Consider the following 22,635-nt stretch of genomic DNA (forward strand, 5'->3'; position numbering starts at 1 on the left):
GGTTCACGTCCCTCGCGCCCGGAGCCAGGCCACGACCTGCTCCATCAGCGCGTCGCGCAGACCGGCATGCTCGATGCCTTCGACGGCTTCGCCGATGAAGGCCTGGACCAGAAGCGACTCCGCTTCGGTCTCGGGGATGCCGCGCGCCATCAGATAGAATTTGAGGTCCTCGTCGAGCGCGCCGGCCGTGGCGCCGTGGCCGCACTGCACGTCGTCGGCGAAGATTTCGAGCTCGGGCTTGCTATCGGCCTCGGCGGTTTCCGAGAGCAGCAGCGAGCGCGTCATCATCTTGGCGTCGGTCTGCTGGGCGCGCGGCTGCACGACGATCTTGCCCTGGAACACGCCACGGCTGTCGCCGTCGAGCACCGAGGCGAACATCTCGCGGCTCTGGCAGCCCTTGGCCTTGTGATCGGCGAGCAGTGTCGTGTCGGCGTGCTGCTTGCCCTTGAGCAGGCTCGCGCCGCGGAGGTTTGCCACCGTGCCCTCGCCATCGAAGCGAACGAACAGCTGGTTGCGGACAAGCCCGCCGCCGATGTTGAAGGTGAAGTCGTTGAGCCGCGCGTGTGCACCGACCGCAGCCATCAGCGAGGCCACATGGACGAGATCGTCCGGCCCCGCCGTGATCTTGATGTGGTCGACATGGGCGTTGTCGCCGACCACGAGTTCGATGGCGGTGTTGATCTGATGCGCCGCGGTGGCTTCGTGGCTCTCCACGATCATGGCGCGAGCGCCCTGCTCGATCACCACCAGAGACCGGGTGAACACCGACGATGGCTTGGCCCCGGTCGCGGCGAACACGAGGTGGATCGGATGCTCGACCGTCGCGCCCTTCGCGACGTGAATGAGCACGCCGTCGCGCATCAGCGCGGTGTTGAGCGCGATCACGCCCTCACGCTCGGCCGGCACGACCTTGCCAAGATTGGCAGCGATCAGCGGATCACCTGCGGCGAGCGCCTCGCCCATCGGCCGGATGGTCAGCCCAGGCGAGAGCTTGTCCATGTCCGACAGTTCCGGCGCAAAGGCGCCGTCGACGAACACGATGCGCTGCACGTCGATATCGCCGACGAGACGTCCGGCATCCTTGGCGCGCGCCATCGCTGCCGCGTCAGGCGCGCCGGCCAGCGGCCGCGCCTCGCGGAGAAGCCCACGCAGGTCGGTGTAGTGCCACTGCTCGACACGCCAGCTCGGCAGGCCCGCCGCGTCGAATTGCTTGAATGCGGCCTCACGGAGCGCGGCGACCTTGCCGTCGCCGGGAAGCCTGGCCTTCGCGGCCGCATAGGCGTCCGCGAGCGCCAGCTCGGCACCGGTCTTCATGGAGAGGACTTCGGCATTCATGACGCGAGCGCGGCCTCATCCTGGTATTCGGCGTAGCCCCGCGCCTCGAGCTCCAGCGCCAGCTCCTTGCCGCCGGTCTTCACGATGCGACCGCGCGAGAGCACGTGCACCACGTCCGGCACGATGTGGTCGAGCAGCCGCTGGTAGTGCGTGATGACAATCATGGCGCGCTCGGGCGAGCGCAGCCGGTTGACGCCTTCGGAAACGACTTTCAACGCATCGATGTCGAGGCCGGAGTCGGTCTCGTCGAGCACGCAGAGCCGCGGCGCAAGCAGCGCCATCTGCAGGACCTCGTTGCGCTTCTTCTCGCCGCCCGAGAAGCCGACGTTCACGGCACGGCGCAGCATCTCCGGATTGATCTCGAGCTTGGCCGCGGCGTCGCGGACCTTTTTCATGAACTCGGGTGTCGACAGCTCAGCCTCGCCGCGCGCCTTGCGCTGCGCGTTCAGCGCAGTGCGCAGGAACGTCATGGTGGCGACGCCGGGGATTTCCAGCGGATACTGGAACGCCAGGAACAGGCCCTTCGCAGCGCGCTCGTCGGCCTCCATCTCCAGCAGGTTCTCGCCGTCGAGCAGGATTTCGCCTTCGGTCGCCTCATAGCCCGGCTTGCCGGCCATCACGTAGGACAGCGTGGATTTGCCCGATCCGTTCGGGCCCATGATGGCGTGCACCTCGCCCTTGTTCACCGCGAGATTGACACCGTTCAGGATCTGCTTGCCGTCGACCGTGACGTGCAGATTTTTGACTTCAAGCATCGGCACTTCGTTTATCCTTACCTACAAGCTGAAATGCGAGATGATCTCAACAATCAGCTCATTCTTCTTCGTCACCTTGTCGGCTGTTCCGACCGGACCGAGCGAACGCCCGTTCACATCGATCTCGCCCTGCTCGCCGACCACGATCATCATGCCTTCCGCGTAGACGCCTTCTTCGGGCCTCTGCAGAAGGATCCTTTTGCCGTCGAAAACCGCCTGCACGCCGTTGTCCTTGAGTTTCGTGGACGGCACGAGATCGGCCTCGAAGAACTCCTTCAGAAATGCGCTGGCCGCGTCCTGTCGGGCGCGACGAGCGTCCTCGTCCTTGGCGCGCTTGGCCTCGAGCTCCGCGACCGCTTTATCGAGCGCCGACATCGAACCGTCCCCGACCCGACATCGCGCCTAACCGACCGAGCCTTCGAGGCTGATCGAGATGAGCTTCTGCGCCTCGACCGCGAACTCCATCGGCAGCTGCTGGAGCACGTCCTTGACGAAGCCGTTGACCACCAGCGCCACCGCTTCCTCGGCGGAAAGCCCACGCTGGCGGCAGTAGAACAGCATCTCTTCGGAGATCTTCGAGGTGGTGGCCTCGTGCTCGATCACCGCCGAGGAGTTCTTCGCCTCGATATAGGGCACGGTGTGCGCGCCGCACTGGTCGCCGATGAGCAACGAGTCGCAATTGGTGAAGTTGCGCGCGCCCTTGGCGCGACGGTGCGCCATCACTTGCCCGCGATAGGTGTTGTTCGACTTGCCCGCCGAGATGCCCTTCGAGATGATCCGGCTCGTGGTGTTGCGGCCGAGATGCAGCATCTTGGTGCCGCTGTCGACCTGCTGGCGGCCATTGCTGATCGCGATCGAGTAGAACTCGCCGCGAGAGTTGTCGCCGCGCAGGATGCAGCTCGGATACTTCCAGGTGATCGCCGAACCGGTCTCGACCTGGGTCCAGGAGATCTTCGAGTTCGCGCCGCGGCAGTCGCCGCGCTTGGTGACGAAGTTGTAGACGCCGCCCTTGCCCTCGGCGTCGCCCGGATACCAGTTCTGCACGGTCGAGTATTTGATCTCGGCGTCGTCGAGCGCGACGAGCTCAACCACCGCGGCGTGAAGCTGGTTCTCGTCGCGCTGCGGCGCGGTGCAGCCTTCCAGATAGCTTACGTACGAGCCCTTGTCGGCGATGATCAGCGTGCGCTCGAACTGGCCGGTGTTCTTCTCGTTGATGCGGAAATAGGTCGACAGTTCCATCGGGCAACGCACGCCCGGCGGCACGTAGACGAACGAGCCGTCGGAGAACACCGCGGAGTTGAGCGTGGCAAAGAAGTTGTCCGAGGCCGGCACCACGGTGCCGATGTACTTCTTCACCAGATCGGGGTGTTCGCGGAGCGCCTCGGAGATCGGCATGAAAATCACGCCGGCCTTCTTCAGCTCCGCCTGGAACGTGGTTGCGACCGAAACCGAGTCGAACACGGCATCGACCGCGACCTTGCGGGCGCCGTTGCCATTCGCAGGCGCTCCCTCGGAATCTTGGCCGTCAGCCGGCTCTTCGACCACGCCGGCCAGAATCTTCTGCTCGCGGAGCGGAATGCCGAGCTTCTCGTAGGTCTTGAGGATTTCCGGGTCGATCTCGTCTAGCGACTTCGGACCGGCCTTCTTTTTCGGCGCCGCATAATAATAGAGGTCCTGATAGTCGATCTTGTTGTAGTGGACCCGCGCCCAGGTCGGCTCCTTCATGGTGAGCCAGCGGCGATAGGCGTCGAGCCGCCACGCCAGCATCCACTCTGGCTCATTCTTTTTGGCCGAGATGAAACGGACGATATCTTCGGACAGGCCCTTGGGGGCCTTGTCGGATTCGATGTCTGTGACGAATCCGTACTTGTATTGGTCGACGTCGATGCGGCGAACCCGCTCGATCGTCTCTTGCACTGCCGGCACTTTTCCCTCCGCTCACGGGGTCAAGGCCCGTGGGTTGGATTGTCGGTTATGGTCGGTTCGTTTTCCGGTTGGCGACCCCCGCCTTAGGCGGCGATTTCCTGATGGTTTCCCGCCTTATATAGGCGGTTCGCGAGTTTCTCCCAAGCATTTAGAATGGTCCCAACATGCTCACCGGAGGTTGCATACCCGAGACTTACCCGGATTGCGCCACGCGCAAACTCCGGTTCGACACCCATGGCGGCCAAAACGTGCGACGGGGCGACCTTTCCGGATGAACAGGCCGAGCCGGACGAGACCGCGACGCCTTCCAGATCGAAGGCGATCACAGCGGTTTCGGCCTTCATACCCGGCGCCGAAAACAGAGTGGTGTTGGGGAGCCTGGGGGCTTCGGCGCCAAAGATCACGGCCTTCGGCACCACGGCCTTGATTCCGGCCTCGATTTCGTCGCGCAAGGCCGCCATGCGGGCAGCCTCGGCCGCCCAGCCCTGCCGGACCGCCTCGGCGGCCGCGCCAAAGCCCGCGATGCCCGCCACATTCTCGGTGCCGGCCCGGGCCCCACGCTCCTGGCCGCCGCCCTTCAGGAGCGCATCCACCGCCAGATCGTCGCGGACAATCAGCGCGCCCGCCCCCTGCGGACCACCGATCTTGTGCGAAGACAGCGTCATAAGATCGGCGCCCAGCGCCTTGAAGTCGCAGGCAATCCGCCCCGGTCCCTGGACGGCGTCGACGTGCAGGAGCCCTCCCGCAGCATGAATGAGGGCGGCGGCTTCCGCGACCGGCTGGATGACGCCGGTTTCGTTGTTGGCGAGCATCAGGGACAGCAGCGGCCGGTTGCGGCCCTGCAACAGTCCTTCCAGCGCCGCGAGGTCGACCACACCAATGCCAGTCACGGGCACATCCTCGACCGTGGCAAACCGCCCGCCGCTTCGGACCGACGGATGCTCGATTGTCGAAACCAGCAGCGTGTCGCCCAGTGCCGGCGATAGCGCCAGTGCGTTGGCCTCCGTGCCGCCCGACGTGAACACCACCTCGCGGGGCGTCGCCCCGACCAGGGCCGCGACCTGCTCGCGTGCCTCCTCAACGAGCCGCCGCGCCGCCCGGCCTGCGGCGTGGACCGACGATGGGTTGCCGGTCACCTCAAGCGCAGCCACGACCGCGGCCTTCGCTTCCGGGCGGAGCGGCGCGGTCGCGTTCCAGTCGAAGTAAGCGTGGCTCGGCATCAATCGGAGTTCCTAACGTCGTGTCTGATGAGCCGCAGGAGCCAAGTCCCTGACCGCGCTCATTTTACTTGCTTTTTGCACCCTGGATCGTGTTAGAACCCGCCGCCCGACTGGGCGGTTATCCTTCCGCCCGGTGCGCCGAACAGCGAAACGCCCCGAGTTTCAGCAATAGTTTCGGTGAGTTACGTGCGCACGCCACCGGCGTCAAGCGCGCGCCCTGAAGTCACATCCGAGCGCGGCCCAAGTGCCGCCGCCGGACCAGCGCGGATCGAGGTTTGCCATGCCCGAGGTCATCTTCACCGGACCCGCCGGCCGTATCGAAGCCCGCTATCACCCGGCCCCGAAGAAGAATGCGCCGATCGCCATCGTGCTGCATCCGCATCCGCAGTTCGGCGGTACGATGAACCATCAGATCATCTACCAACTCTACTACGCCTTCGTGCATCGCGGATTCGCCGCCATCCGCTTCAACTTCCGCGGTGTCGGACGCAGCCAAGGCTCGTTCGACCACGGTCAGGGCGAATTGTCGGACGCGGCGTCGGCGCTCGACTGGGCGCAGTCGATCAACCCCGAGGCGCGCTCGTGCTGGATCGCGGGCTTCTCGTTCGGCGCCTGGATCGGCATGCAGCTCCTGATGCGGCGGCCCGAGATCGAGGGCTTCATCTCGATCGCGCCGCCCGCCAACCTTTATGACTTCTCGTTCCTCGCCCCCTGCCCGTCGTCCGGCCTGATCGTGCACGGCGACAAGGACGCCGTGGTCCCGCACAAGGACGTCACCGGCCTCGTCGAGAAGCTCAAGACGCAAAAGGGCATCGTCATCGAGCAGAAGGTGATCCCCGGCGCCAACCACTTCTTCGACAGCCGCGTCGAACCGCTGATGCAGTCGGTCAGCGAATATCTCGACAAGCGCCTGAACATCGAGCGCAAGGTCGAGACGACCTGAGGCGTTGCGCCAAGGCTATTCGATGATCGGCAGGCCCGCCGCCTTCATGGCCTGACGGTTGGCGACACGCGACGACGCGATCACGTTGCGAAATTCGCCCGGTGTCGTACCGAACGGCAGAATCGCAAGATTGTTCAGCCGCTCGACGATCGCTGGCTCCTTGGCCGCGGCTGTTGTCTCACGCGCCACGATATCGACGATCTGCTGCGATGTGCCGGTCGGTGCGAAGAAGCCGTTCCATGACGATGTGTCGAAGCCTGGATAGCTCTCTGCCACTGTCGGCACATTGGGGAGTTGCGGCAGCCGCTGCAAGGTCGACACGGCGAGAATCTTGATCAGCTTGCTGTCGGCTTGCTGCATCAATTCAGACGCATTGCCGAAATACATCTCGACCTCGCCCGCGACCAGCGCAGCCATCGCCGGCGCGCCGCTCTTGTAGGGCACGGCCACCATGTCGAGGCCGGCCCGTGAGATGAACAACGCGGTGTTGAGGTGCACATTGCCGCCGACGCCGGCGGTCGAATAGTTCAGCTTGCCCGGATTGGCTTTCACGTAAGCGATGAACTCGGCGAGCGTGTTCACCGGCAGCGATGCCTTGATGCCGAGCAGATAAGGGCCCGCGCCGAAGATGCTGATCGGCATGAGCTCCTTCTCGGGATCGTAGCTCACCTTCTGCAGCATCGGGATGTTGATGATCTGCGTCGAAGCGCCGAACAGGAGCGTGTAGCCGTCGGGTTGCGCCTTCGCGACCGCCACCGCTCCGACCGATCCGCCACCGCCGGCCCGGTTCTCCACCACGAAAGGTTGGCCGAGTTTCTCGGACATGTACTGCGAGGCGAGCCGCGCCATCATGTCGGTGTTGCCGCCTGGCGCATAAGGCACCACCACGGTGACGGCACGCGTCGGCCACGTGCCGTCGGATGCCGAAGCGGCCAAAGGCGACAGCAGTGCAGCGCCCATTCCAAGGCACGCTGCACGGCGGGTGAGCACGGGGAGCTTGGCGGTCGAACGATTGGCAGATTGCATGTGATATCTCGACTTTCGGATTTCCGGTCGAGCCTCGAAATGCAAAGGCCGTTCCACCGCAGCGGCGACCATGCATCGGGGGGCATGCCTGCCGGCCTGGGCACCCGGCCGGTGCTGGGACAGCCGCGGAAAGCGCCCGGTTCCAGCCGTTGAATCCTAGGCCGGACCTGTTACACCAGCCGCGCAGCAGACATAGCCGGACCACACCGATGAGCGCCTACAAGTCCGATTTCCTCAACGTCCTGGCGGAGCGTGGGTTTATTCACCAGGTCTCCGAGCCGGACGCGCTCGACCAGTTGGCGAAATCGCAGCCGATCACCGCCTATATCGGCTACGACTGCACGGCGCCCTCGCTGCACATCGGCCATCTGCTGCCGACCATGATGCTGCATTGGCTCCAGCAGACCGGCCACCGACCGATCGCGCTGATGGGCGGCGGCACCACGCGGGTTGGCGATCCATCCGGCAAGGACGAAACCCGCCGGGTGCTGACCGATGAGGTGATCAACGCCAACCTTGCGAGCATCCGCCAGACCTTCTCCAAGTTCCTGAAGTTCGAGGGTGCGGGCGGCAACGCCATCATGGCCAACAATGCCGATTGGCTGAACACGCTCAACTACATCGACTTCCTGCGCGACGTCGGCCGGCACTTCTCGGTCAACCGCATGCTGTCCTTCGACTCGGTGAAGCTGCGCATCGACCGTCAGCAGGAGCTGTCATTCCTCGAATTCAACTACATGATCCTGCAGGCCTATGATTTCGTCGAGCTGAATAAGCGCACTGGCTGCGTGCTGCAGATGGGCGGCTCCGACCAGTGGGGCAACATCGTCAACGGCATCGATCTCGGCCGAAGGATGCGCGAGGCGCAGCTGTTCGCGCTCACCGCGCCGCTGATCACCACCAGTTCCGGCGCAAAGATGGGTAAGACCGCGGCTGGCGCGGTGTGGCTCAACGCCGACCTGATGAGCCCGTATCAATACTGGCAGTTCTGGCGCAACACCGAGGACGGCGATGTGGCGCGCTTCCTCAAGCTGTTCACTGTGCTGCCTCTCAACGAGATCGCCCGCCTTGCCGCGCTGCAAGGTTCGGAGATCAACGAAGCCAAGAAGGTTCTCGCGACCGAAGCGACCGCAATGATGCACGGTCGTTCGGCGGCTGATGACGCGGCCAACACCGCACGCCAGACCTTCGAGGAAGGCACGCTCGCAGAGAACCTTCCGACCATCGAAGTCGCCAGCGCCGAGATGGCCAACCTCGGTGTGCTCAGCGCCTTCGTGCGTGCCGGTCTTGCAAGCTCGAACGGCGACGCGCGGCGCCAGATCAAGGGGGGCGGACTTCGCGTCAATGACGTCGCGGTCACCGACGAGAAGATGATGCTCACGGCCGGCAATCTCACGCCGGAGGGCGTGATCAAGCTGTCGCTCGGCCGCAAGCGCCATGTGCTCATCAAGCCGATCTAGCGGAAACGAGCTCAGCACTCGGGCGTTGTCCACCAGGACAGCGCCATGGAACTCGCCTCGAAAATCTCGCCGTCGCCGCAGGCTCGCAGCGGCCATTCCTGGCTGATTGCCAGCATCCCGGTGCTGTTCGTGCTGGGCCTCGGGCTTCGTCGTGCCGCGCGCCTTCGAGCGCACCAGCGAGCCGTTGACCTTCGTTGCACTCCGTAACGCCGGCGCCCTCGTTGTGCTGGTCGCAATCGCCATTCGACACCCTTGGCCACGCAAGCCCGCCGATATTGCGGGGCTGCTGTGGAGCGGCGCGCTGCTGCAGGGCTTCTCGATCGGCCTCCTCTATTGGGCGGTGTACCACGGTCTGCCGGCCGGGATCGGGGCGCTGATCGGCGGACTTCAACCCGCAATCGTTGCTATGCTTGGCGTCTTCATGCTGGGTGAGATGCTCGGCGGCCTGCAGTGGACCGGGATCGCGATCGGCCTTGCCGGCGTCGCGTTGGTGGTGAGCCCGAAGCTTGCCGCCACGGCGGGCGCTTCGCTCGGCCTGATCGCGGCGGCCTTCGCGGGCGTGGCCTCGATGGCCTATGGCTCGCTCTATCAGAAACGCTTCGCTCACACCGGTGACGCGTGGACCCGGACCGCACTGCTGTTTGCCGGTGCGTTCATCCCGCCGTTGATCGGCGCGTTGGCGCTGGAGCATGGCGACGTAAATTGGCAGCCTGTGCTGATCGCCGTCTATGCCTGGTCGGTGCTAGCGCTCGCCGTCGGCGCCACGATGGCACTCCTGTTCCTCATCCAGCGCGGCGAAGCGGCGCGCGCGAGTTCGCTGATCTATCTGGTGCCGCCGGTGTCCGCGACGATGGCCTATTTCGCTTTCGGCGAGACCATCTCGGCGATCCAGATCGCGGGCTTTGTCGTGACGGCGATCGGCGTGGTGTTGGTGCAGCGCAAGGCTAAGAGCGCAAAGTGAACGTTAGGGCATGATCCCGAAAAGTGTGAAGCGGTTTTCGGAGAAGATCATGCCCAAACAAGAGAACAAGCGACAGGTCTGATTCAACGACATTGAATCAGACCCTAGCGCATCGATGGTTCGGCGAAAGCGCGGTCACGATCCGGCATCTCGCGGAAATCGAAGAATTTGCGCAGGATGCCCGGCGCGATGGCCGAGATCGGATTGACCATCGGACGCGGATTTGCAGTCGGACCGGTCACCTCGTAGGTGATGCCGAAAATGCCTTCGTTGCTGCCGCCGCCGAGCAGCGTCCCGATCACAGGAATCTGACCGAACATGTTGTTGAGGCCGTAGAGCGGCACCAGCGTGCCGCGCACGTTCACCTGATCGCGGGCGTAGTCGATGGCGCCTTCGACGGTGGCGCCCAGCACCGGCCCCTTCAGCACACCGTCCCTGATGATCATGCGGCCCGACGTGCGGGTGAAATCGGCGCGCGCCTGACCGAACTCGATGTTGTCGGGATGCTGTATGCCATTCTGCTGGCCGGCCACGACACGATCGAGCGCGCCTTCGCCACGGATCGCGAAGCTCGAAACGTTGATGATGCCCTCCTGCGGAGCGGCATCTTGCGACGGCGGGTCCATGCCGATCCACATCCGGCCGCCGATCATGCGCGGATAAACGTCGACGAAGCGGAACAGCGCGCCGGCGTCGTTGGTCTCGAAATAGATCACCGGACGGCCGTTGGCGACGCGGGTGCGCATCTCGCCGATCAGCGGCGTATCGCGGCCGATCTTGGCGTTGAGCGTGAAGGTGCGGACGCGGCCGCCGCGGCGCGACATGCGCCAGTCGAGGCCGCGAACGGTCTCGCCGTAGTGGCCGGCGATCACGCCGAGCTTCACGTCGAGATCGAGATCGGGATAACGCGCTTTGGCCTTCGGATCCGAAGGCCCAGCCATGGCGGTCTTGATGAAGTTGCGGCCGTCGAACACGTCGCCGCGCACCACGACGCGCAAGGCGCCGTCGGCGCTACGGTCGACCTTGACGCTGGCTTTGTCGCCGTCGGAGGTCGCGAAAACCGGCAGGTTCGCGGATTGCAGGTCGCCGTTGCCGTCGAGCTCCAGCGATCCCTTGGCCAGCACGCCCTGGCCGTCGATCAGAAGATCGTCAAACCGCATCGCGCCGTTGTTGCGGGTCAGCGTGAAGGCGAGCCGCGCCTGCTTGCCCGGAGGCTTGACCCAGCCCGGCAGCAGATTGTCGATCTTGGTCGCGGTGAGATCGGCTTCGACGTTGTAGCGCCCGCCCTGGTCGTCCTGGCCGACGCGCCCGGTCAGCCGCATCGGCAGCGCGCCGGAGAGCGCGTTGCCGAGATCCATGCCAAGCCGAGACCGCGCGCCCTCGTCGAGCGTCGCCTGCAGCCGCACTTCGGCATCGGGCTCGCCCTTGAGCTTGCGGTATTCGACATAGCCCGGGGCGCCGGCGACGCGCATGTCGCCCTTGATCTCGTAAGACTGGTTGTTGGCGGTCACGTGCAGCGCCTGCGCCTCGGCCTTCTGGCCAAACACCATTTTGTCGGCGCTGAAATTCGCCAGATCGACCGTGATGTCATAATCGGTCGAACCGGGCGGCAGGTCCGGCCGCAGCGGCAGCCCGAGTTGTATCTGCGCGGTCAACGTTCCACGGGTGGCCGCGGGATCGAACGGCGCGCCGGAGAATTCGCGCAACCGATCCAGCGCGAGCAGTTCCGCCGCCGCGGGCACCGAACCTTCCATGCGGAAGCCGACCCGTGCCGGTGGCGACGGTGTACGGATGTTCGGCACCTCGAAGACGCCAGATGACATCGTGAGGCGCCGCCCGGGCGAGACGTCAATGGTGCCCTTGCCGAGCGTCACCTTCGCGCTGCGGCCATTGACGCGGACATTGAGATCGGCGTCGCGAATGGCCGGCAGGCCCGCGACTGGCCGCAGCGTAATGCCGGAGCCGGCCATCTCGATCGACAGCGCCTCCTCGGGCAGCGGCGGCGTGCCGGGACGAAACACCGAGACCGGTGCGTTCGCGGCGATGTCGACCCGGTCAACGGTGCCGCTGACCACATGTTCGACCACCCAATCGCGCACCTTCGGCGCGAGGATGGACGGCCACAGCCGCTTCAGCGCCTGAGCCGACATCGGAGTGCCGGCGAGACCGATGGCGAACCGGGGCTCGCCCGCATAGTCGAGCTTGCCGGAAACCGCGACGGTCACGCCGTCGTTCTGGCCGCCGCCGAGTTCCTTGGTGCCGAGGTCGCCGTGTTCGAGCGTGATGCGCTGCAGGTTGGGATCGATGTTGCCGCGGATCACCACGCGCTTGAGCACGAACGGATCGTCGTCAGGCGTCAGCGGATCCAGCACGACCCAGCCGCCGCCGATCGCAAACGGCCAGGCACCGCCGGGCTGCGCCGGAGCGGCAAACTCCGAACGCAGCGTGTAACGCGCGGCGCCCGCGGTGACCTTGAACGGCACGCGAAGCGTGCGCCGCGTGATATCCCAATCGACGCCAAACTCTGCGGTCGTGATCGGGATCTGATGCTCGGGCTCCGCCGGATCGCCGATCGAGCCGCCCTGCGCCAGGACCGACCCTGAAACGGTCTGCGGCGTGCCGTCGCGGCTGATCTCTGAATCGATCGAGGCCGAGATCAGCGTGTCGGAACGCAGCCGCATCTCGGCCATGCGCAGCGCCAACAGATCGTCGAGCAGCACCTTGCGGGCTTCGAACTGGAAGCGCCGGTTGCCTTGCAAGCCCGGCGTCAGCGCGGCGCTCAGCGCCCAGGGACGCTCTTTGTTGTCCGACAGCACCGCGAGCACCGCGCCGCCCGATTTGGGGCGGGACAAATTGAGCGTGATTTCACTGAGCTTCCATTCGTGACCGTCTCTGCGATCGTCGATCGAAAGGCTGCCGTTGGCGATACCGATGTCGGTGAGCGCGTTGCCATCGAAGCCGCCCTTCTCGCTGTCGAGGCCGAACACGCCAAGCCGGTCGACCCACTGCACGAGATCGGTGAAGTTGGCTGCAAGCCCACGCTCGGCCATCGTCTTCAACGTGAAGTCGCCCGGCTTGGGCGGGGCCGCCGGAACGCTACGGGTTTCGGCGCGCGGCGAGGCGGCCGACGGTGCTGTCATCGCCTGCGGCGCCGCGTCGGGCGTCGGCGCAATGGTGCTGAACGGCCGCTCGCCGCCGAGGATGACGTTGATCTTCCCATCAGGGTCGATGCGCACCGTCATATTGGCGTCGACCAGGCGGAAGCTCTCGACGCGAGGGCTGCCGGTCAGGAGGCTCGCCCCCGAAATGCCGATGTCGGCCTTGGAGGCGACTGCGACCGAGGCGCCCGTCGTGTCGCGCAACACGATGTCGCGGAGTCTGAGAGCGGTGCGGCCCTGGGCGTCGCGTTCCAGCACGGTGCCACCGACCTCGATGCGATAGCGATTGCCGAAATTCTGCTCCACCGCGGATGTGAGCCAGGGCGTGGCCAGATCGAGCGCAATCGGCCCGCTGAGCAATCGCCACCACAGCAGTCCGCCGGCAGTGAAAATCACCGTCAACACGACCGCCGCCGCGATGGCGGCGCGGCGCAGGATTGGATGCTCGCGACTGAACAGAATGAATGGATCGAGCCGCGACAGCCCATATGCCATGCGCAGGCCCAAACGGCGCAGCCCCCGCCATACTCGGGCGCGGCGGCTCACGCCGGCCGGAACCCGCGTACGCTGATGCTCATCGAGGGCCGCCTCCATTTCCTGGAGCGCCGCGATGTGCGGACTGCTATCCTTGCGTGCCATGCCCGATCGGCCGTCCCCTCGTCCGCCGGATTGATTCGGAGCCCGTGCCCTTGGGCCCGCCTGTGTCATGCCTTGCCGGCTAACCGATTCCCATGGCGGCTCAAGGATTTCCTGCGAAATCCTCGTGTCCCACCAGTGCCTCAAGCCCCTATGCCCGTATCAGATTGAACCGGTGAAAACGACGAAAGGAAGGCGCAAGGTATCCTCATGAGCGCAAAGATTGCCGCGGGCCGCAAGGCCCCAGATTTCAGCCTCCCCCGCGACGGGGGCGGCCAAGTTTCGCTGGCCGACTTCAAGGGCAAAAAGCTCGTCCTGTATTTCTATCCGAAAGCCGACACCCCCGGCTGCACGATCGAGGCCAAGGACTTTTCCCGGCTGGCTCCGGCCTTCGCCCGGGCCAAGACGGCGGTCCTGGGCGTGTCCGCCGATCCGGTGAAAAAGCAGGACCGCTTCAAGGCCAAGCACGACCTGGCGATCCCGCTTGCCTCCGACGAGACCCACGACATGCTCAATGCCTACGGGGTCTGGGCCGAGAAATCGATGTACGGCCGGACCTACATGGGCATCCTGCGCAACACCTACCTGATCGGACCTGACGGCAAGATCGCCCAGATCTGGGAGAAGGTGAAGGTCGCGGGTCACGCCGAAGAGGTGCTGGTGGCCGCCAAGGCCCTCTAGAACCCCCTCCAAACGCACGGAAAGGCGCGGTGCACGGTTGGTTTACCGCCCGTGCCGATTTTCCTGATTCCCTTGGGGAAATATTAACCATGAGCGGCTGAAATCGAGCCTCACGCATGCAGTTCCGGACAACGGGCCTGCGGGTTGGGGAGCGTCGATGTCGCACCGCTCGAGTGGGCAGCAATACCGCGCCGACTCCGGACACGTCATGCAGGCAGCAGCGCCGCGGGCGGCCGCCTATACGCACGCGCATCCGCAAGTTCACGCCCAAGCCCACATGCAGGCTCACGCCCCTGCCCGTCACCACGGACGCAAGGCCGACTACACGCTCGGCCATTCAGGCCGGCAGGTCCGCATCGCGCCGGTCACGTTCTGGATCGCGGTCGGCAGTCTCGTGATCATGGCCGGCTGGTCGCTCGCCACCGGCACCTACTTCACCTTTCACGACGACGTCCTGACGCGGCTCATCGCCCGGCAGAAGGAGCAGCAGTTCGCCTACGAGGACCGGATCGCGGAGCTGCGTGCCCAGGTCGATCGCATCACCAGCCGGCAATTGCTCAATCAGGAGCAGTTCGATCAGAAGCTCGACCAGATCATGCGGCGGCAGTCGGCGCTCGAGAACCGCGCCACGACGATGTCGACGCTGCCCGACGCCATGCCGACCGGCTCGATCGGCCGCCACCGCCCGGCGCCGCTCAACGACGCTCCATCTGAGGATCGGCCGCGCCCATCGCCAATCAGCGACACCGTGATCTTCAACGCGCCGCCCGACCGCGAAGCGCGACTTGAATCTCGCGAGCCGCCGCAATCGCCGATCAAGCGCTTTGCCACCGCCCCCCGGCCCGCCTCCGGCGTCGAGGGCGTGCTCGCGCGCCTCAACGCCTCGCTCGATCGCGTCGAGGCGCGACAGACCGCTGCCCTCAACAGCCTGGAGGAACGCTACGACTCCAAGGCCAAGCGTATGCGTGGGGTGCTGGCCGACCTCGGCATGGACGCAAAGAAGCTGGCAGCTCCCCCGTCGGGCGTCGGCGGCCCCTACATTCCCTACACGCTGCGCCGGGACGCCACGACCTTCGAGCGCCAGATCTATCGCGTGCAGGTGACGCACGCCGACGTCGAACGGCTGACGCGCACCATGGCGGCAGTGCCGGTGCGAAAGCCGATCGAAGGCGAGATCGATCTGTCGTCGGGCTTCGGCGTGCGCTCCGATCCGTTCCTCGGCAGGCCCGCGATGCACGCAGGTCTCGACTTCCGCAGTGAGACCGGCGATCCGGTGCGCGTCACCGCTAACGGCACCGTCGAGTCCGCAGGCTGGAGCGGCGGCTATGGCAACATGATCGAGGTCGATCACGGCAACGGCTTCGCAACGCGCTACGGCCATTTGTCGAAGATCGAAGTGAAGGTCGGACAACAGGTCAAGATCGGCCAGATCATCGGCCGGGTCGGCTCGACCGGCCGCTCGACCGGCCCGCATTTGCATTATGAGACGCGCATCGACGGCGATGCGGTCGATCCGCAGAAGTTCCTGCGAGCCGGGCTCCGTCTCGGCAACGCGCTGTAAACGCGATCAGGCGGTCCAGACAAAAAAATCGAGCGACAGCGAGCTGTCGCCCGTATTTTTGTCCCACGAGGGACAGTTGCTCAGTTAGGACGCAGCACTAGCTACGCAATGCATCGCCTTGGCTTGCCTGAAGAACGACGGCCGCCACACTCAGGCAAATCGCAGCAGCAGCAGCGATCGAAAAGAGAGTGAACCACATGGCGCCTTTCCTCCGTGGTTCCGATGCGGTCAGTGGCGAGTTCCACCGGGGCGTTCAAGTTCCACCGGTATTGTCGCTACCCAGCGCCAGATAACCCAAGCCCTGTCTCCGCGTTCCGTGGAACTCAGCTCCAATGCAATTTTTTTTGATGCCTAGAAAAAGGGCTGAACGCGAGGTTGTGCCCGGCAGCGCAAATAGATCAAAGGCTAAGTCAAATGCGGCCGGTAGCTGACTACTCTACGTCCTCGACCGATTCCGGTCCGCCGCCGAAGGCGCGTTGCGCCAGCACCGCGGCCATGAACGGATCAAGTTCGCCGTCGAGCACGTCACTCGGTGTCGGCGAGGTGACGCCGGTGCGCAGGTCTTTCACCATCTGATACGGCTGCAACACGTAGGATCGGATCTGGTGACCCCAGCCGATATCGGACTTCGCCGCCTGATCGGCCGCGGCCTTATCTTCGCGCTTCTTCAATTCGATCTCGTAGAGCTTGGCGCGCAGCATATCCCAGGCCTGCGCGCGATTCTTGTGCTGCGAGCGCTCCTGCTGGCACACCACCGCGACGCCAGTCGGAATGTGCGTCAACCGCACCGCCGACTCCGTCTTGTTCACGTGCTGGCCGCCCGCGCCGCCCGAACGCATGGTGTCGGTGCGCACGTCCTTCTCTTCAATCTCGATCTTGATACGGTCGTCGATGACCGGAAACACCGCGACGCTCGCAAATGAAGTGTGTCGCCGTGCGTTGGAATCGAACGGCGAAATGCGCACCAGCCGATGCACGCCGCCTTCGGTCTTCAGCCAGCCATAGGCGTTGTGGCCTTTCACCTGGATCGTCGCCGATTTGATGCCCGCGCCATCGCCTGCGGATTCGTCGAGCATCGAGACCTTATAGCCGTGCTGCTCGGCCCAGCGCGTGTACATGCGAAGCAGCATGCCGGCCCAATCCTGGCTTTCGGTGCCGCCCGCGCCCGCGTGCACTTCGAGATAGCTGTCGTTGCCGTCGGCTTCGCCCGACAGCAATGCCTCGAGTTCGCGACGCGCGGCTTCCGCCTTGAGGCCCTTCAACGTCGCTTCGGCTTCGGCAATGACCTGCTGGTCGTTCTCGGCGTCGCCGAGCTCGATCATGCCGATCTGATCCTCGAGGTCGCGCTCGATCCGGCCGATGGCATTGAGCTGATCTTCGAGCGCTGTGCGCTCCTGCATCACGCGCTGAGCGCGTGCGGTGTCGTTCCAGAGCGTGGGGTCTTCGGCGAGCGCATTGAGCTCGGCCAACCGGGCCTTCGACTTGTCGAAGTCAAAGATGCCTCCTCAGCAGTCCGACGGACCGCTTGATGTCTTCGACCACCGATTCGGTTTCGCTGCGCATGACCGTCCCATTGCCGCCCGCGCGGCTCACGCGCCGGGCTCGGGTTGCGATGTATCCTCTCGGCCCGACCGGCGCAATGGCACCGATCCGGCTGTGCATGATTGACCATGCCCAATGCCCCTCCGAATATGGGGCGGGAGAGCCATTCATGACATCGACCAAAGAGAAGATGATCGGCACATGGCGGCTGGTCGCAACCGTGATCGAGGATCTTTCAACCGGCGAGAAGACCAACGCCTGGGGCGGCGACGCGTCGGGCTACATCAACTACGGACCGGACGGCCGGATGATCGTGATCAACACGCGCTCCGGCCGTGAGAAACCTCGGGGACCGGTAGCGACCGACGCGGAAGCCGCCGACCTGTTCAAGTCGATGCTGGCCTATGCCGGCACCTACACGGTCGACGGCGATGTCGTGACCCACCACGTCGACATTTCCTGGAACGAGGCCTGGAGCGGCACGCGTCAGGTGAGAAAGGCGCGCTTCGACGGCAACCGTGTCCATCTGTCCGCGGACCCGGCACTGGATGTGACAACCGGCCAGATGAGCGTCCGCACCATGACCTGGGAAAAACTCGCTTAAGCGGACGACCAGTAAAGTTTTATCGAATCCGGCAACGCCGCCCTGACCACCACGAAGCGTCGTTTTGCGCCCGATACTCCGTCGCAACCATCGCCGGGTTTGATGCGCGCGACAACGGAGGCCCTCGTGTCCAGATTTGCCGCTGCCGCAGCCCTCGCCTGCACCATCGTTCTCGTCAGCACCCCCAGCGAGGCCCGGCCGGGTTTACGGATCTTCTCGTCCACCTCGAAAATCATCTCGGTTAAATCGGCTGCGGCCAAGTCGGCCGCAACAGCCCGCCTCGCCCGTTACAACAAGCCTCTCTTCGTCTTGGCCGGGGGACGGCCGGCAGCCGCTGCGGCCCCGCCGCCGGCGCCCTCGCCGTTTGACCCATCGCTGGTCGGGCGGGACGCAAGCAACGCGGGTTTCAAAGCCGATCCGAACGCGTTGACCGCGGCGAGCACCGATTGCGTGATGAAGGAGCCGGCTCCCGCCGCAGATGCCGCGAAAGACAAGGAAAACGTGGCAGCCGCACCAGAACCCGCGAAAACCGAAATCGCGAAGGCAGAGCCCGCAACGAGCGAGCCGCCAAGGGCTCAATCCGCTCGATCCCGCTCAGCCTTCCTGGTGCCGGTCGTCAATCGCCATCCGCTGGCGCCTCGACCGCGGCAGACGGTCATCTGCTACGTGCAGCGCGATGGCACCTGCGCGCCGTAGCGACAACTCGTTCAGAACTGGTCGAAGATCAGTAGAGCCCGCCGGTGCCGCGACGGACCGCACGGTCGGCATCGGGCGACGGGCCGCCACCGCCAAAACCGCCAAAGAAGCCGCCGCCACCGCCTCCGCCGCCACTGACATAGCCCGGCTGCTCCTGCTGCGGCATCTGCTGTTGCTGCTGCTGGTCGGAGTAGCCGATCACCGAATAATTGTCCGGCGGCGCGGTGCCCGGCTTGAAGGCCTCCAGGATCACGCCACTGGTCTGGCCGGGTCCGGCGCGCAAACCGGTTTTGGCGTCGATCCGGATCAACTTGATGCCGGCCGGCACGCGGAACGGCACCGCGGGCTTGTCGGCGAGCGCAATCTTCAGGAAGTCAGCCGCCACCGGCGCGGCGACATGGCCGCCGGTCGCGCCGCGGCCGAGATGACGCGGCTTGTCGTAGCCGAGATAGACGCCAACCGTGATGTCCGGCGAGAAGCCGACGAACCAGGCATCCTTCTCGTCGTTGGTGGTGCCGGTCTTGCCGGCGATCGGCTTGCCGACCGATTTCACAATGGTGGCGGTGCCGCGCTGCACGACGCCTTCCATCATCGAAGTGATCTGGTAGGCGGTCATTGGATCGATCACCTGCTCGCGCCGGTCGACGAGGCTCGGCTCGCTCTGGTTCTGCCATTTGTCGGCGTTGCAGCCACGGCATTCGCGCTGGTCGTGCTTGTAGACGGTGCGGCCGTAACGGTCCTGGATGCGATCGATGAAGGTCGGAATGATGCGCTTGCCGCCGTTGTCGAACATCGAATAGGCGGTCACCATACGGAGCACCGTCGTTTCGCCCGAGCCAAGCGCATACGACAGGTAATTCGGCAGATTGTCGTAGACACCGAACCGCCGTGCATATTCGCCGATCAGCGGCATGCCGACGTCCTGCGCGAGCCGCACCGTCATGACGTTGCGCGACTGCTCGAGACCGAAGCGCAGCGTCTGCGGGCCGTAATACTTGCCGGTCGAATAGTTTTCCGGACGCCACGGCGGCATGCCGGGCCCCTGATCGATCTCGATCGGCGAGTCCATCACCACCGTCGAGGGCGTATAGCCATTGTCGAGCGCGGCCGAATAGACGAACGGCTTGAACGACGATCCCGGTTGGCGCTGGGCCTGCGTGGCGCGGTTGAACTGGCTCTGGTCGTAGGAGAAGCCGCCTGCCATCGCGAGCACGCGGCCGGTCGCCGGATCCATCGCAACCATGGCGCCCGAGACTTCCGGCACCTGATGCAGCCGCCAGGTGTTGGTCTCCTTGCTGATCTGCTCGACGTAAACGACATCGCCGACGTTGAGGATCTGATTGACCTTGGCCGGCACCCGGCCTTTCAGCGGCCCTTCGGTGGGCTTCGCCCATTTGATGCCGTCGAGCTGGATAAGCCCGGTTTCTCGTTCCTTGGTCAGCACGCCGCCGGGGTCGCGCGAGGGATAAAGCCCGATGCGCGCCGACTGATCGGTCGATTCCAGCACCACGGCGAGCCGCCATGGCGCCACGTCATTGAGCTGCTTGACGTCGGCTAGCTTCGGACCCCAGTCGCCGGCGAGTGCGATCTTGGTCACCGGGCCGCGCCAGCCCTGCGCCTCGTCGAACTTCACGAGATGATCCACCAGGGTCTTGCGCGCGGCGACCTGGAGCTTCGGATCGAGCGTGGTGCGGACCGAAAGGCCGCCCTCGTAGAGCGTCTTCTCGCCGTACTTCTCGTAGATCCAGCGGCGGACCTCTTCGGCGAAATATTCGGCAGCGAAGATATGCGCGCCGGTCGGCCGCGTCGTGACGGCAAGCGGCTCCTTCTTGGCCTTGTCGGCATCCGCCTGCTTGATCGCACCGGTGATCACCATCTGATCGATCACCCAGTTGCGGCGCGCGATCGCTTCGTCGCGCTTGCGGAACGGATTGTAGTTGTTCGGCCCCTTCGGGAGTGCCGCCAGATAGGCCGCCTCCGCGATGGAGAGTTCGTGGACCGATTTGTCGAAGTACAGCAGCGACGCCGCGGCGACGCCGTAGGCGCCGACGCCGAGATAGATTTCGTTGAGGTACAGCTCGAGAATTTTCTCTTTCGAATAGGTGCGCTCGATCTTCAGCGCCAGCAGCGCCTCCTTGATCTTGCGCTGAAACGAAACCTCGTTGGTCAGAAGGAAGTTCTTCGCGACCTGCTGGGTGATGGTCGAGGCACCCTGCGGCCTGCGGCCCGAGCCCATGCTCTGCACATACAAGAGACCGGCGCGGATAATGCCGCCGAAATCGAGACCGTTATGCTCGTAGAAGTTCTTGTCTTCCGCCGATGTGAAGGCGCTGATCACCATCTTCGGCACGGCTTGGATCGGAAGGTAGAGCCTTCGCTGATTCGCGTATTCGGCCAGCAGCGAGCCATCCGCCGCATGAACGCGCGTCATCACCGGCGGCTCATAGTCCTGCAATTGCGAGTAGTCAGGCAGGTCCTTGGAGAAATGCCACAGCAAGCCGGCGGCCGCGCCCACGCCGACCAGGAACACGATCGTACCGACCGCAAATACGAAGCCGCAGAAGCGCAGCAACAGTCTCATTGCGGAATTCCCACCTGTCCGGTTCGACCGCGCACGGCGGCACCGTGCTTCCACTCAAGAACAGCCGCGCCATTGTACGATTTTGTCCGGCACCGGCGCAAAGCGTCTCGTACGGACGCCAGGGAAACCCACAGCGCCCCGCTCCCTGAAGCGGAAAGTTGCCGGCTTTTATGTTGAAACTGAGGCTGTTCTTTCATCGCCCGGCCCGGCTGGGGACGGCAGCCGGCGGGGCAGCGCTTGCCGAAGGTCCAGCCCCGGCACCCGCCACCCTGGTGCCGAAAAACGCATCGACCGATTGCGCAATGGCGCCGGCCGTCTTGGCTTGCCAGGAGCCCGAAACAAGCTGCTTCAGGTCCGCCTGATCCGACACGTAGCCGAGTTCGATCAGCACGGACGGCACGTCGGGTGCTTTCAGCACCTTGAAGCCCGCCGACTTCATCGGATTCTTGTGCATCCGCGCCACCTTGCGCATGCTTCCGGCCACCGATTTGGCAAACCGCATCGAAAACGCCTTGGTTTCCCGCTGGGCGAGGTCGATCAGGATGTCGGCCACATCGGTCGATTCGTGTGACAAATCGATGCCGGCGATGACGTCGGCGCGATTCTCATTCTCGGCGAGCCGCGCCGCCTCGGCGTCGGAGGCTTTTTCCGACAGCGTATAAATTGTGGCGCCCTGGGCCTCGCCCTCGCCTTTCTTCAGCGCGTCGGCATGGATCGAGATGAACAAGGACGCCTGGCGGATCCGTGCCATCCGAACCCGGTCGCCGAGCGGAATGAAGGTGTCGTCGGTGCGCGTCATCACCACGCGATATTTGCCGGAGGCTTCGAGCCGGTCGCGCAGCAGCAGCGCAAAATCCAGCACGATCTGCTTTTCCATGACGCCGGAGGCGGACACGGTGCCATTGTCGATACCGCCGTGACCTGGATCGATCACCACGATCGGACGCGGGTCGCCGGTCGAATGGCGCAGTTCCGGCGTCTGCTCTTCGGGCGCGCTGGTCGAGCCGGTGCGCAGCGCGGGCTTCTCGACCGATACGGTCTTCATGAAGCTGTCGCGGTCCGTTCCCGCGAGATCGATCACCACCCGTGCCGGCTGGCCGGTCTGGGCGTCCAGCGAGAACGCCTTCTCGATCCGCACCGGCTTGCCCACATCGAGCACGATGCGCGAGCCGCCCTGCATGACGAGGCCGAATCGGAACGCCTTGACCAGACCCCGCCCGGTGTCGCCGATCTTGGGCGGCAAGTTGAAGGTGACCTGAGGCAGGTCGATCACCACCCGGTACGGGTCGGCCAGCGTGAACGCCCGCAGGTCGACCTTCCGGGAGAAATCCATGACGAATCGGGTCATTCCGTCGTCGCCGCCGACCCGGGCGTCCGTCGCGATCGGAAACGGCGCCAGCGGACGGCCGGCATCCTGCCCGGCCGAAGGGGCGGTTTCGGCCCCCAGGAGCATCACAGACAGAACCAGGATAATGAGGTCTCTCGCCCGAAATGCCACGAATCCAGAGCCTCCGAGCCACTGTTATCCCATTAGAAGGCCCCTGGTTAAC

The 22,635-nt window shown here is 64.8% G+C and carries 17 protein-coding genes; 7 read left to right on the forward strand and 10 right to left on the reverse strand.

All coding sequences use genetic code 11. The features are described 5' to 3' along the window. Positions 1-3: 3 nt before the first annotated feature. The 5 genes from sufD to RHPLAN_RS23515 all read right to left on the reverse strand — a co-directional run bounded on the left by sufD (position 4) and on the right by RHPLAN_RS23515 (position 5,236). Positions 4-1,335, reverse strand: a complete 1,332-nt coding sequence (gene sufD / locus RHPLAN_RS23495) for a Fe-S cluster assembly protein SufD (protein WP_068022762.1) — start codon at positions 1,333-1,335, stop codon at positions 4-6. Then, the gene (gene sufC, locus RHPLAN_RS23500) at positions 1,332-2,090 is read right to left on the reverse strand and encodes a Fe-S cluster assembly ATPase SufC (RefSeq protein WP_068022765.1); all 759 of its coding nucleotides are present in this window, start codon (positions 2,088-2,090) and stop codon (positions 1,332-1,334) included. The genes sufD and sufC overlap by 4 nt, the downstream gene beginning before the upstream one ends. Before the next feature lie 21 nt (positions 2,091-2,111). Further along, a complete protein-coding gene (locus tag RHPLAN_RS23505; protein WP_068022768.1) occupies positions 2,112-2,465 on the reverse strand; it encodes a hypothetical protein in 354 nt (117 codons plus the stop codon). Between the two features lie 27 nt (positions 2,466-2,492). Then, on the reverse strand, positions 2,493-4,016 hold the full coding sequence (gene sufB / locus RHPLAN_RS23510) for a Fe-S cluster assembly protein SufB (protein WP_068022770.1): 1,524 nt from the start codon (positions 4,014-4,016) through the stop codon (positions 2,493-2,495). An 83-nt stretch (positions 4,017-4,099) separates the two neighbouring features. Beyond that, a complete protein-coding gene (locus RHPLAN_RS23515) occupies positions 4,100-5,236 on the reverse strand; it encodes a cysteine desulfurase family protein (RefSeq protein ID WP_068022772.1) in 1,137 nt (378 codons plus the stop codon). A gap of 280 nt (positions 5,237-5,516) precedes the next feature. Here RHPLAN_RS23515 and RHPLAN_RS23520 point away from each other — a divergent pair, with 280 nt between their 5' ends. After that, entirely contained in the window at positions 5,517-6,179 is a 663-nt protein-coding gene (locus RHPLAN_RS23520; protein ID WP_068022775.1) for an alpha/beta hydrolase, read from the forward strand. A gap of 15 nt (positions 6,180-6,194) precedes the next feature. Here RHPLAN_RS23520 and RHPLAN_RS23525 read toward each other — a convergent pair whose 3' ends face one another. Further along, positions 6,195-7,205: a Bug family tripartite tricarboxylate transporter substrate binding protein gene (locus RHPLAN_RS23525; protein ID WP_068022777.1), complete on the reverse strand. Its 1,011-nt coding sequence runs from the start codon at positions 7,203-7,205 to the stop codon at positions 6,195-6,197. Positions 7,206-7,414: 209 nt separating this feature from the next. Between RHPLAN_RS23525 and tyrS the strand changes: the two genes are divergently transcribed. Further along, positions 7,415-8,665, forward strand: a complete 1,251-nt coding sequence (gene tyrS / locus RHPLAN_RS23530; protein ID WP_068022780.1) for a tyrosine--tRNA ligase — start codon at positions 7,415-7,417, stop codon at positions 8,663-8,665. Positions 8,666-8,771: 106 nt separating this feature from the next. Next, positions 8,772-9,626 (forward strand): DMT family transporter, encoded by an 855-nt coding sequence (locus RHPLAN_RS23535; RefSeq protein WP_084245410.1) that lies wholly within the window; start codon positions 8,772-8,774, stop codon positions 9,624-9,626. A 104-nt stretch (positions 9,627-9,730) separates the two neighbouring features. Here RHPLAN_RS23535 and RHPLAN_RS23540 read toward each other — a convergent pair whose 3' ends face one another. Next, positions 9,731-13,423 (reverse strand): AsmA-like C-terminal region-containing protein, encoded by a 3,693-nt coding sequence (locus RHPLAN_RS23540; protein ID WP_068022784.1) that lies wholly within the window; start codon positions 13,421-13,423, stop codon positions 9,731-9,733. A gap of 207 nt (positions 13,424-13,630) precedes the next feature. Here RHPLAN_RS23540 and bcp point away from each other — a divergent pair, with 207 nt between their 5' ends. Together bcp and RHPLAN_RS23550 are read left to right on the forward strand one after the other, a co-directional pair. Beyond that, complete coding sequence (gene bcp, locus RHPLAN_RS23545) at positions 13,631-14,101, forward strand: thioredoxin-dependent thiol peroxidase (protein ID WP_068022786.1); 471 nt, start codon at positions 13,631-13,633, stop codon at positions 14,099-14,101. Between the two features lie 157 nt (positions 14,102-14,258). Next, positions 14,259-15,662, forward strand: a complete 1,404-nt coding sequence (locus RHPLAN_RS23550; RefSeq protein ID WP_084245414.1) for a M23 family metallopeptidase — start codon at positions 14,259-14,261, stop codon at positions 15,660-15,662. Positions 15,663-16,093: 431 nt separating this feature from the next. Here RHPLAN_RS23550 and prfB read toward each other — a convergent pair. Beyond that, a protein-coding gene (gene prfB / locus RHPLAN_RS23555; RefSeq protein ID WP_157100436.1) for a peptide chain release factor 2 occupies positions 16,094-17,225 on the reverse strand; the annotation gives its coding sequence in 2 pieces (ribosomal slippage) (positions 16,094-17,155 and positions 17,157-17,225; 1,131 coding nt in all). Positions 17,226-17,373: 148 nt separating this feature from the next. On the opposite strand from prfB, the gene RHPLAN_RS23560 reads away from it, so the two are divergent. Together RHPLAN_RS23560 and RHPLAN_RS23565 are read left to right on the forward strand one after the other, a co-directional pair. Next, positions 17,374-17,808 carry a lipocalin-like domain-containing protein gene (locus RHPLAN_RS23560; RefSeq protein ID WP_068022789.1) on the forward strand — a complete coding sequence of 145 codons (435 nt, stop codon included), beginning with the start codon at positions 17,374-17,376 and terminating at the stop codon, positions 17,806-17,808. A gap of 102 nt (positions 17,809-17,910) precedes the next feature. Next, positions 17,911-18,504 (forward strand): hypothetical protein, encoded by a 594-nt coding sequence (locus tag RHPLAN_RS23565; RefSeq protein WP_068022791.1) that lies wholly within the window; start codon positions 17,911-17,913, stop codon positions 18,502-18,504. Positions 18,505-18,532: 28 nt separating this feature from the next. Here the strand turns inward: RHPLAN_RS23565 and RHPLAN_RS23570 are convergent, their stop codons facing one another. After that, a complete protein-coding gene (locus RHPLAN_RS23570) occupies positions 18,533-21,085 on the reverse strand; it encodes a penicillin-binding protein 1A (protein ID WP_084245420.1) in 2,553 nt (850 codons plus the stop codon). Between the two features lie 193 nt (positions 21,086-21,278). Continuing rightward, positions 21,279-22,583, reverse strand: coding sequence for an N-acetylmuramoyl-L-alanine amidase (locus RHPLAN_RS23575; RefSeq protein ID WP_068022794.1), 1,305 nt, complete (start codon positions 22,581-22,583; stop codon positions 21,279-21,281). Between the last annotated feature and the right edge of the window lie 52 nt (positions 22,584-22,635).

The sequence above is a fragment of the Rhodoplanes sp. Z2-YC6860 genome (assembly GCF_001579845.1).
Taxonomy (GTDB): domain Bacteria; phylum Pseudomonadota; class Alphaproteobacteria; order Rhizobiales; family Xanthobacteraceae; genus Z2-YC6860.